Here is a 14825-nt window from a genome sequence, read left to right on the forward strand (position 1 = left end):
GCGCTACTCCCCGTGCGGATGAAGGGTGGAGGGCGCCGCACGGCCGGCCCGGATGTCGAGCGCGTCGCCGACGATCGAGGCGACCACGTGCAGGCCAAGCAGCGCCGAGCCGACGCAGACGGAGACGTAGACCCAGAAGACCGAGACGCCGAGCCCGTCGCCGGTGACCGACATCCAGATGAAATCCACCGCCGGGATCACCTGGTTCTGGAAGCGCGAGGCATAGTCGTAGCCGTTGACGGCCATCAGCCCGAGAAAGGCGAGCACCGGGATGCTGACCAGGATCTTCAGGGCGAGGCGCAGCTTCGGCGTGAGCAGTTCGGGCAGGACGTCGACGGCGACGAGTTCGCCGCGCTGGTAGGCCAGCCCGACGAAGAGGAAGGTCTGCCAGACCAGAAGCACGCGGCAGAGTTCTTCCGCCCAGATCAGCGAGGCGTTGAAGAGGTAACGTGCGGCAACCTGCGCCGTCATGATGACGACGATCGTCAGCATGGACGTGCCCGCGAGGAAGCGCATGGCGCGCATGTACCAGCCGACGGGGCCGGTACGCGCGGCGGCGGGGTGCTCGGTCATGCCTGTTCCTGGACCTGTTCCTGGGCGCGCGGGACGGAGCGGCCGGCGCTGAAGCGCCGGCCAACGGGTCGGGTGCGGTCGGCGGTACGGCTAGGCGGAGGCGCGTGCCGCCGCCACGAACTCGGCGATGAGAGGAGACTTGGCGCTCCACTGCTCGACGATCGGCGCGACCTTGTCCTGCATCTCGGCGAGGCTCGCCAGCTCGTGGATCTCGACGCCCTTGGCGCGCAGTTCGTCGCGGCCGGTGAGATCCTGGTTCTTGGTGTAGGCAAGGGTCGGCGCGATCGAGTCGCGGCCGGCCTGGCGCATCGCCTGCTGGATCTCGGCCGGCAGCCCGTCGAAGAAGGCCTTGTTGACGGCAATGACGTTGTGCCACGGGTAGTGGCCGGTCAGCGTGAAGTTCTTGCCGACCTCCCAGAGATTTTCGCCGAGCATCGAGGAGACGTTGATCTCCACCGCGTCGATGACCTTGGTCTCCAGCGCGCCGTAGACCTCGCCGTAGGGCAGGCCGACGGGCGCGGTGCCGACCGTCTCCCAGATCGCCTTGTGCAGCGGCACGGGCACGATGCGCGTCTTCAGGCCCGCGAAGTCCGCCACCGAGGTCACCGGCTTGCCGGCGGAGAGGAAGTGCCTCTGGCCGATGTCGGTGGTCTGCAGCCCGACCAGCCCGCCGGGGGCGAGGTCGTCGAGGACCTTCTGGCCGATGTCGCTGGTGGCGAGCTTCTGGAAGTGGTCGTAGTCCCGGATCAGGAAAGGCAGCTGATAGGCGTCGAGCGCGGGGCGCCCCGTGACGAGCGGGAACAGCACGCCCGAGGTGCCGCACAGCTCGTTGGTGCCGGCGACAGCCGATTCGAGGTTCTGCTTGTCGTCGCCGAGCTGCCGGTTCGGGAAGATGGTGATGTTGGTCGCGCCGGGCAGCAGCGCCTCGATCGCCTTCTTGAACTCCAGGGCGGCGATGTGGCCGGGGTGGATCTCGTTGGCGGCATGGGCGAGCCGCATGTTGACCGGCGCGGCGCGCGCGATGGCGGGCATCGCCAGCGATGCGCCGATGCCGGCCGCGTAACCGAAGACGTCCCGTCGGGTAACCATAGGCATTTCCTCTCCTCCCACGTCTGTTTCGTAGTGCAGAACGACGTTCTGATAATGATCCGATGACCGATCGCTGCTGTCAAGAACGCACGTCAGGAATTCTTGGCTTGACATTCCCGCGGGCGAATCCTGAAATTGCAGAACGCTGTTCCGTCATACGGAACGTATATACTGGACCGGAGGAGGCCCACCATGTACGACACGAGCGACCCCAGATCCCGCCTCGCCGCGGCGGTGCCGACGGTGACGGCGGCAGGTGCCTTCACGCCGGCCGAGATCGGCCGCTACTACGAGGACGCGCCGCAACTGGTGGCGGAACGGTCGAAGACGTGGATGACCCGCGGCCAGGCCATGGTGGTGGCCTACAGCGAAGCCGAACCGGGCGCCGTGCTGGAGCGCAACGGCCAGGTCGACGAATACGTGCTGCTGCTGCCGGACCGCGACAAGGGCGCGGAGGTCGAGGCGAACGGGGAGCATATGTCGGTCGCCGGCTTCTCGCTGGTCATCCTGCCGCCGGGCGACAGCCGTATCGTGCTGCCGGCGGGCGGGCGCGTCACGCGGGTGTTCTCGGCGCAGTCCCCAGACCTCAACGCCGCCTGCGCCAATGCCTCCTCGTTCGCGGCCGAGCATCCGCGCATCCCGCCGTTCAGGCAATGGCCGGACCCGGTCGGCGGCTTCAGGATCCGCGCCTACGGCCTCGACGTGCCGCCGCAGACGGGCCGCTTCGGCCGCATCTTCCGCTGCACCACGGTGATGGTGAACTATCTCGACCCGCAGCACGGGCCGCGCGACATCGAAAAACTGTCGCCGCACCATCACGACGATTTCGAGCAGGGGTCGCTCGCGCTCGACGGCTCCTTCACCCATCATCTGCGCTGGCCCTGGACGACCAACCTCAACGTCTGGCGCGAGGACGAGCATCCGCATCTCGCCTCGCCGTCGCTGATCGTCATTCCGCCGCCCGCTATCCACACCTCGCGCGGCATGGAGGCGGGGCTGAACCAGCTGGTCGATCTCTTCGCGCCGCCGCGCTTCGACTTCTCGCGCCAGCCGGGCTGGGTGCTGAATGCCGACGAATACCCGATGCCGGCCGACGCCTGACGCCGCCGCTCGTGGTACAGGACTGAAACGAGGCGATCCGGCCCCTATATTGGGCCGGGAACGGGACGAGCGGGAGCGGGCATGCCGAGCGGGCAGGACGGGATCGAGGCGAAAGGCGCGGCGGCCGCCCCGGCTGCGCGGCGTGGCGAAGGCGGCGTCCAGGCGGTCGTCTTCGCGCTCGAAATCCTCGAATACGTGGCCCAGTGCCAGACGTCGGTGGGGGTGAGCGAACTCGCCCGTGCCTTCGGCACGCCGAAGAGCCGGATCCACCGGCACCTGCAGACCTTGGTCTCGGCCGGCTATCTGCTGCGCAACGACGAAAGCGAACGCTATTCGATCAGCGCCCGCCTGATGGTGCTGGGGCATGCGGTTTCCGAAAGCTTCGAACTCGCCTCGGCGGCACGGCAGAGCGCGCGCGAACTGCGCGACAGGCTCGGCCACGCCGTGGCCATCAGCCAGCCCGAGCGCGACGGCAACCGCATCCTGCTGATCATGCCCAACCGCTCGAACATCGACATCAGCGTCAAGCCGGGCTCGATCCTCGGCTTCGCGTCGAGCGCGCAGGGCAAGCTGACGCTCGCCTTCGGCGACCAGAGCCTGCTGCCGAAGCTGATCGACGACGGCATCCCCATGCTGACCGCCTACACCATCTCCGACCCCGAACGCCTGCGCGCCGAGATCGCCGCGATCCGCCGGAGGGGCTGGGCGACGGCCTGCAACGAGGCGGTGATCGGGCTGAGCGCGCTGGCCGCGCCGATCTTCGACGCACTCGGCGCCTATGTCGGGGCCGTGGCGATCACCGATTCCGTCCAGTTCATCCCGGAATCGCCGACGCCCGAGCAGGTGCGCGAGGTGGTGGCCGCAGCCGAGCAGATCTCGCGCAACCTGGGCTATCGCCCCAAGCCCTGACGCTTCGTCCTCCGGTCACGTCCGCCTGCGGCCCGCCGGCCGCGGGCGGAGGCCGGTCGTCGCGAAGCCTCGAAAAAAATCGGGGACATACCCAAATCCGGGGATGCATGAAAACCCGTCCAGGTTGTATCGTCGCCGAGGGGGCGCCGTGGGGGAATGCCCCGTGCTGCAACCGCAGGAGTAGGGAATGAAGACGTTTGCCGCCATGCGCCTGCCAGCGCGCGCGATGCGTATCCTGCTCGTCTTCGCCCTGGGGTTCGCAGCGGCCGGTCACCCGCCCACCGGCGCGGATGCCGCCGGACAGGCGCCGGTGACGGTGTCGATCGTGACCCCCGGGTCCATGCTGCGCGCCGGCAGCACGCAGTTCCTCACCGTCGCGGTCCAGTCCGACGACGGCGGGGCCGCACCGAGCGGCACGGTGGATCTGACGATCCGCATGGCGGGCGAAAGCGTCGTCGAACAGAGCCTGAGGCTGTCGCCGGCGGCGGGAACCGGCTCGTCTGCCACGGCGCGCGTCGGTTTCCCCGCGGTTCCCGGCCCCTTCGCCGTCGAGGCCGTCTATGCCGGCGACGCGGCGCATCTGGGCGGGACCGCGCACGACGCCGGGATGCTGCTGTTTGCCAGCTCCGTGTCGGTGACCTCGAGCGGGTCGCCGAGCCGCCCGGGCGCCGACGTCGAACTGACGGTGACGGTGGCCTCGCAGGGCGCCTCGGCGGTTCCGCTCGGCCATGTCCGCCTGCGCTCGGCGACGATCGACCGCCTCCTGCCCCTGGCCGGCGGAAAGGCGACGCTGACCGTCGGGGGACTGGCCGAGGGAAGCCATGCGTTCAGTGCCGACTACTGGCCGGACACGATGCACCTCCAGTCGTCGGCGACGTTCCGTCAGGAGGTGGAAAAGCCCGCTCCGTCCGCCGCGCCGGCGGTCGATCTGGTCGCGCGGGCCGGCCCGGCCCGCCGGACGGCACGGTCGCTCTTCCTCGGCAGCCCCATCGCCGAGGGCCGGCCATGCGACGACGTCAGCCCGTTCGGCGCCCTCGCCGACGGCCGCACGACCACCCGGCTGGTGGCCGCGACGTCTCTCGTCGGCTCCTGGCCGTCGCCCCATTCGGCCTTCGCGCCGCGGCGCGCGCATGCGGTCCTTCCGGAAGGGGAGAGAACCGTCGCCGCCAGCGCCGCCGGAGGCATCGCGCCCTGATCCGCGCAGGAACACCATCCCCTCCTGCCCGATCGGCTGCCGCGCGAGCCGGTGCAGCCCGAAACGCTCAGAGCGCGTTGATCCTGTCGAGTGCGCCCTCGGGCCAGGAGGCCGACAGCGGCGATTCCCTGTACTTCTTCTGGGCGAACTCCTGGAAGGCCTTGACGTTCGGCGTATAGACCTCGAGGCCTTCGCCCTCGAAGAAGGCGACGAGCTCGGCTTCCTGCTTCAGATACTCGGCATTGCTCGAATCGAAGGCCTTCGCCGCCGCCATGCGCATGCTCTCCTGCTGTTCCGGCGTCAGGCTGTCGAAGACCTTCGAGCTGACGATCAGGATGCCGAAGCCGACATTGTGACCGGTCAGGACGATCTGGTCGGTGACCTCGTGGAACTTCATCGCCTTGTTGTTGGGCAGCGGATTGTCCTGCGCATCGACCACGCCCGTCTGCAGCGAGGTGTAGAGTTCGCTGTAGGCGATCGGCACCGGATTGGCGCCGAGGGCCGCGCCGAGGAACTGCCAGCTCTCGCCGCCCGGCATGCGCAGCTTGATGCCGGCCATGTCGGCTGGCGTGTCGATCCGCTTGTCGCCGCGCAGGTTGAGGTGGCGCGTGCCGTAATAGGCGGGCGCCAGGAGCTCGACGCCGAGCTTCTCGCGCGCGATCTGACGGAACTGGTCGCCGACCTCGCTCTCGAAGACAGCCTTCAGGTGCGCCGCGTCGCGGATCACGTAGGCTGCGCCGAGGATGTCGAATTCCGGCGCCTGCTTGGCAAAGTCCGACGGCGGCAGCAGCGCCATCTGCGCGTTGCCCCGCTGCACGGCGGTGAGTTCCGTGCCCTGCTTGAACAGCGTGCCGTTGAAATAGGGCTTGAAGTCGAAGGCGTCGCCGATCTCCTTGGCGAAGATCTCGGTCATGGCGACCGAACGCGGCACGTCGGGCGAATTCACGTCCGGGAAGATCAGCTCGATCTTCGATTGTGCCGAGGCGGCGGCTACGCCGGCGAGCAGCAGCGCGCCCGTGGCGATGGACCTGATGGCGTGGAACGTCATGTCTTTCCTCCCGATGGTGGTGTCGTTGCGATGTCGTTGGTCGGGCCGAACCGGTGTTCCGGCAGCCCCTGTCCCGCGCCGTGGATGGCAAACAGCGCGCCGGCCATCGGCTCGGCGGCGCGTTGCGCCGGCGTGAGGAACTTCGTCGCGCTCGTGACGAAGAGCGTCTTCAGGTCGTCGCCGCCGAAGCACAGGCAGGTCGGATTGGTGACCGGCAGCGGGATCGTCCGGTCGATGCGCCCGTCGGGACGATGCCGCACGATCCGGCCGCCGGCGAAGAAGGCCATCCAGACGCAGCCGTCGACGTCGACGCAGGCGCCGTCCGGGCGGTCGCCGGTGGCGGTGTGGTCGGCAAGGACGCGCCGGCTGCCGATGGTCCCGTCGTCGAGGTCGAGATCGTAGGCGAAGCTCAGGTGCCGGCGGGTGTCGGTGAAGTAGAGCGTGCGCCCGTCGGGCGAAAACGCGATGCCGTTGGAGACGATGACGTCGCCCGCCATCGCGGTCGTGGTGCCGTCGGGATCGATCCGGTAGAGGCTGCCGGCCGGGCGATGCAGCTGGTTGTCCATCGTGCCGACCCAGAAGCGGCCGCGCGCGTCGACGCGGCCGTCGTTCAGCCGGTTGTCGAGGCCGGGTTCGACCGAGGCGATGTCGGCGCGCGCACCGGTCTCGAGGTCGAGCGCGTAGAGGACGAGGTCCTCGGCCAGCAGCCGCCGCCCGTCGGCCGCCAGCGCCTGCGTGCCGGCGAAGGTGCCCGGCAGCGGAGACTGCCCGTCGGCTCCGGTGGCGGGATCGAACCAGCGCAGTCTGGGGCGCTCGATGTCGACCCACCAGAGTTTCTGCGTGCGGTCGCACCAGAGCGGCGTCTCGCCGAGCTGGTCCTGCCCGGCGACCGCCACGTCGATGGTGACCGTCCGATCCTTCATCGCCCGCCTATCCCTGATAGCCCAGCAGCCGCGGCAGGAAGAGCACGAGGTCCGGGACGAAGGTGATGATCGCCAGTGCGGCGAACAGGGCGTAGAGGAACGGCATCAGGTCGCGGATGATCGAGGACAGCGGCGCCTTCGTGATGTTCTGGACGACGAAGAGCAGCAGTCCGTAGGGCGGGGTCACGAGGCCGATCATCGAATTGACCACGACGACGACGCCGAAATGCACCGGGTCGATGCCGAGCGCCTGGACGGTCGGGATGAAGATCGGCACGATGATCAGGAGGATCGCGCCGCCCTCCAGCACGCATCCGAGCGCGAGAAGCAGGAGATTGATGACGATCAGGAAGCCGATCTGCGACAGCTCGAACTGCTGCAGCCAGCCTGCCAGCATTTCGGGCACGTTCTCGCGCGTGATCACGTAGTTGAAGGCGAGCGAGCCGGCGATCAGGATGCCGATGTTGGCGGTCGACCGGCCGCTGGACAGCAGCGCGCCGTAGAACTGGCCGAAATTGACGGAGCGGTAGAAGATCACCGAGACGAGCAGCGCATAGGCCGCGGCCGCGGCGGCCGCCTCCGTCGGCGTCATGACGCCGCCGTAGATGCCGCCGAGCAGGATGACGGGCAGCATCAGCGCCGGAAAGGCGCGGAAGGTGATGCGGGGGAAGTCGCTGAGCGGCACGGCTTCGTCGACCGGGAAGGCCCGCCGGCGCGCGAGCCAGGCGTTCATGAGGATGAGCACGAGGCCGATCAGCAGCCCCGGGATCATGCCGCCCGCGAAGAGATAGCCGATCGAGGTGTCGGAGACGAGGGCGTAGAGCACCATCGGGATCGAGGGCGGAATGATCGGGCCGATCGTGGCGGAGGCCGCCGTGATGGCCGCCGCGTAGCTCGGCGTGTATTTGCCATCCTTGGTCATCATGTTGATGATGATGCGGCCCATGCCGACGGCGTCTGCGAGCGCCGATCCGGACATGCCCGAAAAGATCAGGCTGGAGACCACGTTGACGTGGCCGAGCCCGCCGCGGAACCGGCCGACCAGTGCCTGCGAGAACCGCAGCAGGCGGTCGGCGAGGCTGCCGACGTTCATGATGTCGGCGGCGAGGATGAACAGCGGGATGGCCAGCAGCGTGTAGCTGTTGAACAGGCCCTGCAGCATGGTCTCGGCGGCGATCGAGGTGTCGAAGCCGGCGAGCGCCAGATAGAGGATCGTGCCGCAGATCATCGCCTCGCCGATGGGCAGGGCGAAGACGGCCAGCACGAGGATCAGCGCGAGCGAGGCGCCCAGCGGGTCAAGCATGCTCATCGGACACCGGTGCCTCGAGAGGGTCGTGATGGCCCGGACGGCCCGACAGTGCCCGCCAGACCGACAGGAGCGAGCGCAGAACCACGGCGACGGCAAAGGGAATGTAGACCGCGAAGACGATGTCGAAGCGGATGCGCAGGAAGGAGGTCCGCTCGATCGCCATGAAGGTGACGAAGTCCCAGGCCTTCGGGATCGACCAGGCGAAGATGCCGGCACAGGCGAGCCCGGCCACGACGTCCATGACGCGTCGCGCAGGCAGCGGAAGCAGCTGGTAGACGATGTCGAGCCGGATCGCGTCGTCGGCCTTCACCACGAAAGTGTAGCCGAAGAAGATGCCCCACAGCCAGGCGATGGTGACGTATTCGACCGTCCAGCCGAGCGGCAGGTTCAGGAAATAGCGGAAGACGATCTGCACGATGAAGGCGGCGAACATGCTGCCGAGCAGCAGCGCGAGGATGTTCTCCGCGCGCCGTGCGAGCCACCGTCCGATGCCCTGGAGCTTGTCCATCTCGTGTCCCCGCTCGCGACCGCACCGGCAACAGGGAGCCGGTGCGGTCGTGGTCCGCCGCGTCAGAGTGCGTTGATCTTGTCGAGCAGGCCTTCGGGCCAGTCGGCCGAGAACTTGGAAGCCTTGTACTTCTCGAGCACGTGGTTGCGGAACGCTTCCTTGTTGGGCTCGTAGACCTCGAGGCCTTCGCCCTTGAAGAAGGCGACGAGTTCGGCTTCCTGGCGCAGCGTCTCCTCGTCCAGCGCCGCCTGGAAGTTCAGGGCGCATTCCTGCACCTTGGCCTGCTGCTCGGCCGTCATGCTTTCCCACTTCGACATCGAGATCGTGAACTGGTTGTTGGCGATCAGGTGTCCGGTCAGCACGATCTGGTCGGTGACCTCGTAGAACTTCATCGACTTGTTGGCGGGCAGGGGATTGTCCTGCGCGTCGATCGCGCCAGTCTGCAGGCCGGTATAGACCTCGGTGAAGGCCATCGGGGTGGGATTGGCGCCCAGCGCCTCGCCGACGAACTGCCAGCCCTCGCCGCCCGGCATGCGCAGCTTCACGCCAGCGAGGTCCGCCGGCTCCATGATCTTCTTGTCGCCGCGCAGGTTCAGGTGGCGCGTGCCGATGTAGGGATTGGCCAGCACCTTGACCTTCGCCTGCTCCTCGACCTGCTTCCAGAGATCGGCGAGCGGCTCGGGGCTCATGACCTTGCGCATGTGAGCATAGTCGCGGAACAGGTAGGCGGTGCCCAGGATGCTGGTCTGCGGCACCTGGTTGTAGAAATCGAAGATGGCGAGGTTCGCCATGTCGAGATTGCCGCGCTGCATGGCGGTCAGCTCGGTGCCCTGCTTGAACAGGGTGGCGCCGTGATAGGGCTTGAAGTCGAACTGGTCGCCGAGGCAGCCCCCGAACTCCTCGCGGAGCAGCTTCGAGCGGATGTCGGCGTCCTGGACTGTGTCGGAATAGACGAGCTGCACCTTGTCCTGCGCGACCGCCGCCGTGGCGGAGAGCGCGATGGCGAGTGCGGCCGCGCCGCCCATGAGCCGTGTCGTCAACGAATGCATGTGAGTTCCTCCCTTTCGCGTTGTTCCGGGCGGCCGCGGCCGCACGGGTCTGTGTCCTCCCGGCCTGCGCCGGTCCGTCTGCCGCGGCGGCTCACCCGCCGGCTGCCTCGCCGAAGGCGACGAACGCCGCCCTCATTCGATTGGTGTCGGGCCTGACGCCGGAGAAGAGTTCGAAGGCCCGCACCGCCTGGAACAGCGCCATGCCGTCGCCCGGCAGCGTGCGGCAGCCCTTCTGCCGCGCCAGGCGCAGGAGCTCCGTCTCCAGCGGGAAATAGATGATGTCGGCCACCCAGCTGCCGGAGCGGATCAGCGCGGGATCGATCGGCGTGCCGGGAAGCTTGGCCATGCCGACCGGCGTCGCGTTGACGATGCCGTCGGCCGTCCCGGCCGCGGACGACGCCTCTGCCGCGACACAGCGTTCTTCGCCGAAGAAGCCGCAGAGCCGGCCGGCGAGCGCCTGCGCCCGTTCGGCTTCGGGATCGGCGATCGACAGGCGCTCGACGCCATTCTCCAGCAGCGCGTGCGCGACGGCTGCGCCGGCCCCGCCCGCGCCCAGCAGCAGGACGTGCCCGCGCGCGGCGCCGGGCAGGCCGCGCCGGAAGCTTTCGGCGAAGCCCCACATGTCGGTATTGTGGCCGAAGCGCCGGCCGTCGCGGAAGACGATCGTGTTGACCGCGCCGATCGACCGCGCTGCCGGCGACAGTTCGTCGAGCAGCGGCAGGACGACCTGCTTGTAAGGGAAGGTGACGTTCAGGCCGGAGAAGCCGAAATCCTCGGCGAAGCGGACGATCGACGTCACGTCGCCCGTCGCTCCACCCATCCGGTCGGTGTCGAGCAGCCGGTAGACGTAGGGAATGCCCAGCGCCTTGCCCTCGGCCTCGTGCATGGCCGGCGTGCGCGAGAGCTGGATGCCTTTGCCGAGAAGGCCGACGAGGACCGTCCGCCCTGACGCTTCGGCAGCGACCGGACCGGTGTCGACGGCGTTCCCGACGCGATGACCCACGCAAATCCTCCCTGATCCGGCACGTCGCGGACGACCTCCATCGTCCGCCGCCGGGTGATTGTGCGTAGACAATGTACGGGACGGTTAATTCTGTCAAGGGCTTTGTACGAGGCGGTTAATTGGTGTATGCGTCTGCTGCGACGGGAGGAGACAGGCATGGGCGAGGGCATCGGTCCGGTGGAGAAACCCGGCCGCGGCGGGTGGAAGCAGGACCCGGAGGGCGTGCGCAGCAACATCGTCGCGGTGGCGATGGCGGAGTTCGCGCAGAACGGGCTGTCGGGCGCGCGCATCGACGAGATCGCGGCCAAGACGCTGACCTCCAAGCGGATGATCTACTACTATTTCGGCGACAAGGAGGGGCTCTACCGCACTGTCCTGGAGGAAGCCTACCGCAAGGTCCGCAGCGGCGAGCAGGCGCTCGACCTCGAGCATCTGGCCCCGGACGCCGCGCTGGCGAGGCTGGTCGAGTTCACCTTCGACCATCACAGTTCCAATCCCGACTTCATCCGCATCGTGATGATCGAGAACATCCATCACGGCGCCTATCTCGAGCAGTCCGACCTGATCGCGACCCTCAACGAGGGGGCGATCCGCAAGCTGGAGGACATCTGCGCCCGCGGCCGCGCGGCGGGGCTGTTCCGCTCGGAGATCGAGCCGCTGGAACTGCACTGGATGATCAGCGCGCTCTCCTTCTTCAACGTCTCCAACCGGCCGACCTTCTCGCGCATCTTCGGCCCGGCGCTGTTCGGCGCCGCGGGCCAGAAGACGCTGCGCGGCCACGCCGTCGAAATGGTCATGCGCTTCGTCAGGGCCTGACCGAAAACCGGAATGCGAAAGGACGATCGATGCTCGATCCCGAACTGAAGCCGTTTCTCGACGAATGGCAGCGGCAATGGGCGAAACTGCCGCCGAACGCGACGCCGCAGGACCGCCGCGCGCATTTCGAGGTGGTGGCCGCCGAAATGCGGCTGCCGACGCCCGACGGCGTCTCGACCGACCACGTGGAGTGGATCGAAACGCCCGCCGGCGCCGTTCGCGTGCGCATCTTCCGCCACGACGGCGACGGCCCGCAGCCCTGCCTGATCTACATGCATGGCGGCGCCTGGATGCAGGGCAGCCCCGAGACGCACTGGGACATCACCGCCCGCATCGCCGCCGCCAACCGCCAGACGGTGATCAGCGTCGACTATGCGCTCGCGCCCGAGCATCCCTTTCCCGCCGCCGTCGTGCAGTGCGGCGCGGTGGTGGAATGGGCCTTCGCCAACGCCGGCGCGCTCGGTCTCGACGCATCGCGCATCGCCATCGGCGGCGACAGCGCCGGCGGCAACCTCGCCGCGGCCACGGCGCTCAAGTTCCGCGGCTCGGACTGCCCGCTGCATGCGCAGCTGCTGATCTACCCGGCCGTCGAGTTCGAACAGGCGCGGCCGTCCTTCACGGAAAACGCGAACGGTCCGCTGCTGACGACGGCCGGCATGCCGGCCGTGAACGCCATGTACATGCCCAACGCGGCCGACCGGGTCGACCCGCTCGCGGCACCCCTGAAGGCGAAGGACCATTCGGGCCTGCCGCCGGCCTTCGTGGCGGTGGCCGAGCACGACCCGCTGCGCGACGACGGCGTCGCCTACGCCGAAGCGCTGGAGGCGGCGGGCGTGCCGGTCGTCCTGCACCGCGGCACGGGCCTGATCCACGGCTACCTGCGGGCGATGGACTATTGCACCGCCAGCCGCGACGCCCTCGCGGCCATGTGCGCCTGGCTCGACGCGCGCAACCGGGCCTGACGCGATGACGCCCGCGACGCCCGCGCTGGAACACGTCTTCACCATCGCGGCGGAGATCGGCAAGCCGCTCTCCGGCGGCCGGTCCGCCGCGGGGGAGCGGCTGCACATCCCGATCCTCGGCGGCACGGTGGCCGGGCCCAAGCTTTCCGGCACCATCCGGCCCGGCGGCTCCGACTGGCCGCTGATCCGGCCGGACGGGACGAGCGAGATCGAGGCGACCTACACGGTCGTGGCCGACGACGGCACGCCGATCCTGGTGCGCAACGCCGGGCTGCGGGCCTCGGCGCCGGAGGTGCTGGCGCGGCTGCGGGCCGGCGAGGCCGTCGGACCCGAAGAGTACTACTTCCGCTCGGCTCCGCGATTCGACGTGCCCGACGGACCGCACGCCTGGCTGCGCGACCGCCTGTTCGTGGCGAGCCTCGCGCCGGACCCCGCTGCCGGGCGGATCGTCATCGACGTCTACGCCGTGTCCTGAGACGCCGGCCGCGGCGCTGGCGGCAGAATACGACCGGAGCCGGGCGGAGCCTTGCGCGCCGCATGGGTGGCCGCGACGTAGCCGAAGACGATGCCCGGGCCGATCGTGATGCCTGGCCCCGGATAGACGCCGCCCATGATCGACTGCATGTCGTTGCCGACGGCATAGAGGTTCTCCACCGGCGTGCCGTCCTCGCGCAGCACCCGCGCCTCGGCATCGGTGACGAAGCCCTGGGCGCTGCCGATGTCGCAGGGATAGAGCCTGACGGCGTAGAAGGGCGGCGTCTCGATGGGACCCAGCGTCGGGTTGGGGCCATGCGAGGCGTCGCCGTTGGCGCGCTGGTAGACGGTCGAGCCGCGGCCGAATTCGCTGTCGACGCCGCTCGCCGCATGGTCCTTCATCCGCGCCAGGGTCTGCTCGAGGGTCGCGGCGTCGATGCCCAGGCGCTCCGCCAACTCGCGCGGCGTGCGGCCCGCCACGACATAGCCCGAGGCGAGGTAGCGTTTCAGCCCGCGCGCGCCGGGCCGCACCATGCCGAGACCATATTTCCGCATGGCGGTGCTGTCGGCGATCAGGAAGGCCGGGATGGTGGAGCCGTTTTCGTCGCGCTCGATCATCGTCGCTCCGAACAGATGATACGAGATGCTCTCGTTGACGAAGCGCCGACCGTCTCGCCCGACGCAGACCGTCCCCGGTTTGGCGCGGTCGAAGACGAAATGCGGGAATACCGCCAGCGACCCGTCGGCGCGGCGGTTCACCGAACAGGGCGCCCAGAAGCAGGACTGCCAGGCGTCGCGGCCGTGGAACCCGCCGAGTTCCATCGCCATCGCGTGCAACTCGCCCTTCGGCCCCGGTGCGCCCGGGCCGAAGCCCGGGACCGACGCCGGGACATAGCGCGCGCGCATCGCCTCGTTTCCGGCGAAACCGCCGCTGGCCAGGACGACGCCGCGCGTCACGCGGACGCGGCGCGTCGCGTCGCCCTGCGTGACGACGAGGCCGTCGACCGTGCCGTCCGTCGCGAGGATCTCGTCGACGCGCGCGTCGGTGGCGATGTCGACCCCGGCCCGGCGCGCGGCCAGCAGCAGGTGGCCGACGAGCGCGTTGCCCATCACCAGCCGCGTGCCGCGACGATGGCGCAGCCGGTCGGCGGCGTGGCGCCCGACGAGCTTCAGCGCGTGCGCGAAGGCCCGGGCGGAGCGCGTCATCGTCAACAGGCTGGCGATGTCGTCGCGGTCGACCATCATGCCGCCGAGGAGGGTGAATTCGGGGATCGGCGGCCGGACGAGGTCGAAGTCGGCGCCGAGCAGCCGGCCGTCGAACGGAACCGGCTCCAGCGCGCGGCCGAAACGCGTCGAGCCCTCGATGTCGGAGAGATAGTCGGGGTGGAACGGCCGCGCACGCAGCCGCACGCCGGCCTCGTCCTCGAGGAACGCGACCGCCTCCGGACCCGCCGCCAGGAAGCGGTCGCGCAGGGCCCTGGGCGAACGGTTGCCGACGGCTCGGTCGAGGTAGCCGGCGGCCCTGGCGGTGTCGTCGTCGGCGTTCAGCGCCTGCGCGTGGCGCGTGTTCGGCACCCACAGCGTGCCTGCCGAATAGGCCGACGTGCCGCCGACATGGGCGGTGCGCTCGACGAGGAGGACGCGGCAGCCCAGACGCGCCGCTGTCGCCGCGCAGGCGAGGCCGGCAGCGCCGGCGCCCAGCACCGCGACGTCGTAGACGGCATCGTCGGCCATCGCGGCGACGAAACGGTCGCTGCGCATCATCCGATCCTCCGCCCGCCCAGACGTGCGCCGCCTGCCCCGCGGGCGGGGAGGGCGTGGCTCGTCGGGCTGCCGACCCGGGTCCGGGTGGTCGGCCGGTGCGCG

15 protein-coding genes are annotated in these 14825 nt (G+C 69.2%); 6 read left to right on the forward strand and 9 right to left on the reverse strand.

The features are described 5' to 3' along the window. Window positions 1-3: 3 nt before the first annotated feature. Complete coding sequence (locus IAI54_RS23920; RefSeq protein WP_187969557.1) at window positions 4-573, reverse strand: TRAP transporter small permease; 570 nt, start codon at window positions 571-573, stop codon at window positions 4-6. Window positions 574-663: 90 nt separating this feature from the next. Further along, window positions 664-1662: a TRAP transporter substrate-binding protein gene (locus IAI54_RS23925; protein ID WP_187969558.1), complete on the reverse strand. Its 999-nt coding sequence runs from the start codon at window positions 1660-1662 to the stop codon at window positions 664-666. 192 nt (window positions 1663-1854) lie between these two features. Here IAI54_RS23925 and IAI54_RS23930 point away from each other — a divergent pair, with 192 nt between their 5' ends. From IAI54_RS23930 to IAI54_RS23940, 3 genes are all read left to right on the forward strand, one after another. Further along, a complete protein-coding gene (locus IAI54_RS23930) occupies window positions 1855-2763 on the forward strand; it encodes a cupin domain-containing protein (RefSeq protein WP_187969559.1) in 909 nt (302 codons plus the stop codon). 81 nt (window positions 2764-2844) lie between these two features. Continuing rightward, window positions 2845-3672 carry an IclR family transcriptional regulator gene (locus IAI54_RS23935; protein ID WP_187969560.1) on the forward strand — a complete coding sequence of 276 codons (828 nt, stop codon included), beginning with the start codon at window positions 2845-2847 and terminating at the stop codon, window positions 3670-3672. A 187-nt stretch (window positions 3673-3859) separates the two neighbouring features. After that, window positions 3860-4867 (forward strand): Ig-like domain-containing protein, encoded by a 1008-nt coding sequence (locus tag IAI54_RS23940; RefSeq protein WP_187969561.1) that lies wholly within the window; start codon window positions 3860-3862, stop codon window positions 4865-4867. A gap of 67 nt (window positions 4868-4934) precedes the next feature. On the opposite strand, the gene IAI54_RS23945 is transcribed toward IAI54_RS23940, so the two are convergent. The 6 genes from IAI54_RS23945 to IAI54_RS23970 form a co-directional block, all read right to left on the reverse strand. Continuing rightward, window positions 4935-5915: a sialic acid TRAP transporter substrate-binding protein SiaP gene (locus IAI54_RS23945; RefSeq protein WP_187969562.1), complete on the reverse strand. Its 981-nt coding sequence runs from the start codon at window positions 5913-5915 to the stop codon at window positions 4935-4937. After that, window positions 5912-6838 (reverse strand): SMP-30/gluconolactonase/LRE family protein, encoded by a 927-nt coding sequence (locus IAI54_RS23950; RefSeq protein WP_187969563.1) that lies wholly within the window; start codon window positions 6836-6838, stop codon window positions 5912-5914. The genes IAI54_RS23945 and IAI54_RS23950 overlap by 4 nt, the downstream gene beginning before the upstream one ends. A 7-nt stretch (window positions 6839-6845) precedes the next feature. Further along, window positions 6846-8147, reverse strand: coding sequence for a TRAP transporter large permease (locus IAI54_RS23955; RefSeq protein WP_187969564.1), 1302 nt, complete (start codon window positions 8145-8147; stop codon window positions 6846-6848). Continuing rightward, window positions 8134-8655 (reverse strand): TRAP transporter small permease, encoded by a 522-nt coding sequence (locus IAI54_RS23960; protein ID WP_187969565.1) that lies wholly within the window; start codon window positions 8653-8655, stop codon window positions 8134-8136. Before IAI54_RS23960 ends, IAI54_RS23955 begins: the two co-directional genes overlap by 14 nt. Window positions 8656-8717: 62 nt before the next feature. Further along, complete coding sequence (dctP, locus tag IAI54_RS23965; RefSeq protein WP_187969566.1) at window positions 8718-9704, reverse strand: TRAP transporter substrate-binding protein DctP; 987 nt, start codon at window positions 9702-9704, stop codon at window positions 8718-8720. Window positions 9705-9795: 91 nt separating this feature from the next. After that, complete coding sequence (locus IAI54_RS23970) at window positions 9796-10707, reverse strand: shikimate dehydrogenase (protein ID WP_187969567.1); 912 nt, start codon at window positions 10705-10707, stop codon at window positions 9796-9798. A gap of 156 nt (window positions 10708-10863) precedes the next feature. Here IAI54_RS23970 and IAI54_RS23975 point away from each other — a divergent pair, with 156 nt between their 5' ends. Genes IAI54_RS23975 through IAI54_RS23985 form a run of 3 tightly spaced genes read left to right on the forward strand, consistent with a single transcriptional unit; the run spans window position 10864 to window position 12960 of the window. After that, entirely contained in the window at window positions 10864-11523 is a 660-nt protein-coding gene (locus IAI54_RS23975) for a TetR/AcrR family transcriptional regulator (protein ID WP_187969568.1), read from the forward strand. A gap of 29 nt (window positions 11524-11552) precedes the next feature. Beyond that, window positions 11553-12485, forward strand: a complete 933-nt coding sequence (locus IAI54_RS23980) for an alpha/beta hydrolase (RefSeq protein WP_187969569.1) — start codon at window positions 11553-11555, stop codon at window positions 12483-12485. A 4-nt stretch (window positions 12486-12489) separates the two neighbouring features. Continuing rightward, window positions 12490-12960: a DUF3237 domain-containing protein gene (locus IAI54_RS23985; RefSeq protein ID WP_187969570.1), complete on the forward strand. Its 471-nt coding sequence runs from the start codon at window positions 12490-12492 to the stop codon at window positions 12958-12960. On the opposite strand, the gene IAI54_RS23990 is transcribed toward IAI54_RS23985, so the two are convergent. Continuing rightward, window positions 12945-14723, reverse strand: a complete 1779-nt coding sequence (locus tag IAI54_RS23990) for an FAD-dependent oxidoreductase (protein WP_187969571.1) — start codon at window positions 14721-14723, stop codon at window positions 12945-12947. The genes IAI54_RS23985 and IAI54_RS23990 overlap by 16 nt on opposite strands. Window positions 14724-14825 lie beyond the last annotated feature (102 nt).

This window comes from Aquibium microcysteis (genome assembly GCF_014495845.1).
Classification (GTDB): Bacteria; Pseudomonadota; Alphaproteobacteria; order Rhizobiales; family Rhizobiaceae; genus Aquibium; species Aquibium microcysteis.

Excerpts from the sequence above, each read along its gene's own strand:
- IAI54_RS23920 (WP_187969557.1), bottom strand. The coding sequence starts at position 573 with ATGACCGAGCACCCCGCCGCCGCGCGTACCGGCCCCGTCGGCTGGTAC.
- IAI54_RS23925 (WP_187969558.1), bottom strand. The coding sequence starts at position 1,662 with ATGGTTACCCGACGGGACGTCTTCGGTTACGCGGCCGGCATCGGCGCA.
- IAI54_RS23930 (WP_187969559.1), top strand. The coding sequence starts at position 1,855 with ATGTACGACACGAGCGACCCCAGATCCCGCCTCGCCGCGGCGGTGCCG.
- IAI54_RS23935 (WP_187969560.1), top strand. The coding sequence starts at position 2,845 with ATGCCGAGCGGGCAGGACGGGATCGAGGCGAAAGGCGCGGCGGCCGCC.
- IAI54_RS23940 (WP_187969561.1), top strand. The coding sequence starts at position 3,860 with ATGAAGACGTTTGCCGCCATGCGCCTGCCAGCGCGCGCGATGCGTATC.
- IAI54_RS23945 (WP_187969562.1), bottom strand. The coding sequence starts at position 5,915 with ATGACGTTCCACGCCATCAGGTCCATCGCCACGGGCGCGCTGCTGCTC.
- IAI54_RS23950 (WP_187969563.1), bottom strand. The coding sequence starts at position 6,838 with ATGAAGGATCGGACGGTCACCATCGACGTGGCGGTCGCCGGGCAGGAC.
- IAI54_RS23955 (WP_187969564.1), bottom strand. The coding sequence starts at position 8,147 with ATGAGCATGCTTGACCCGCTGGGCGCCTCGCTCGCGCTGATCCTCGTG.
- IAI54_RS23960 (WP_187969565.1), bottom strand. The coding sequence starts at position 8,655 with ATGGACAAGCTCCAGGGCATCGGACGGTGGCTCGCACGGCGCGCGGAG.
- dctP (WP_187969566.1), bottom strand. The coding sequence starts at position 9,704 with ATGCATTCGTTGACGACACGGCTCATGGGCGGCGCGGCCGCACTCGCC.
- IAI54_RS23975 (WP_187969568.1), top strand. The coding sequence starts at position 10,864 with ATGGGCGAGGGCATCGGTCCGGTGGAGAAACCCGGCCGCGGCGGGTGG.
- IAI54_RS23980 (WP_187969569.1), top strand. The coding sequence starts at position 11,553 with ATGCTCGATCCCGAACTGAAGCCGTTTCTCGACGAATGGCAGCGGCAA.
- IAI54_RS23985 (WP_187969570.1), top strand. The coding sequence starts at position 12,490 with ATGACGCCCGCGACGCCCGCGCTGGAACACGTCTTCACCATCGCGGCG.
- IAI54_RS23990 (WP_187969571.1), bottom strand. The coding sequence starts at position 14,723 with ATGATGCGCAGCGACCGTTTCGTCGCCGCGATGGCCGACGATGCCGTC.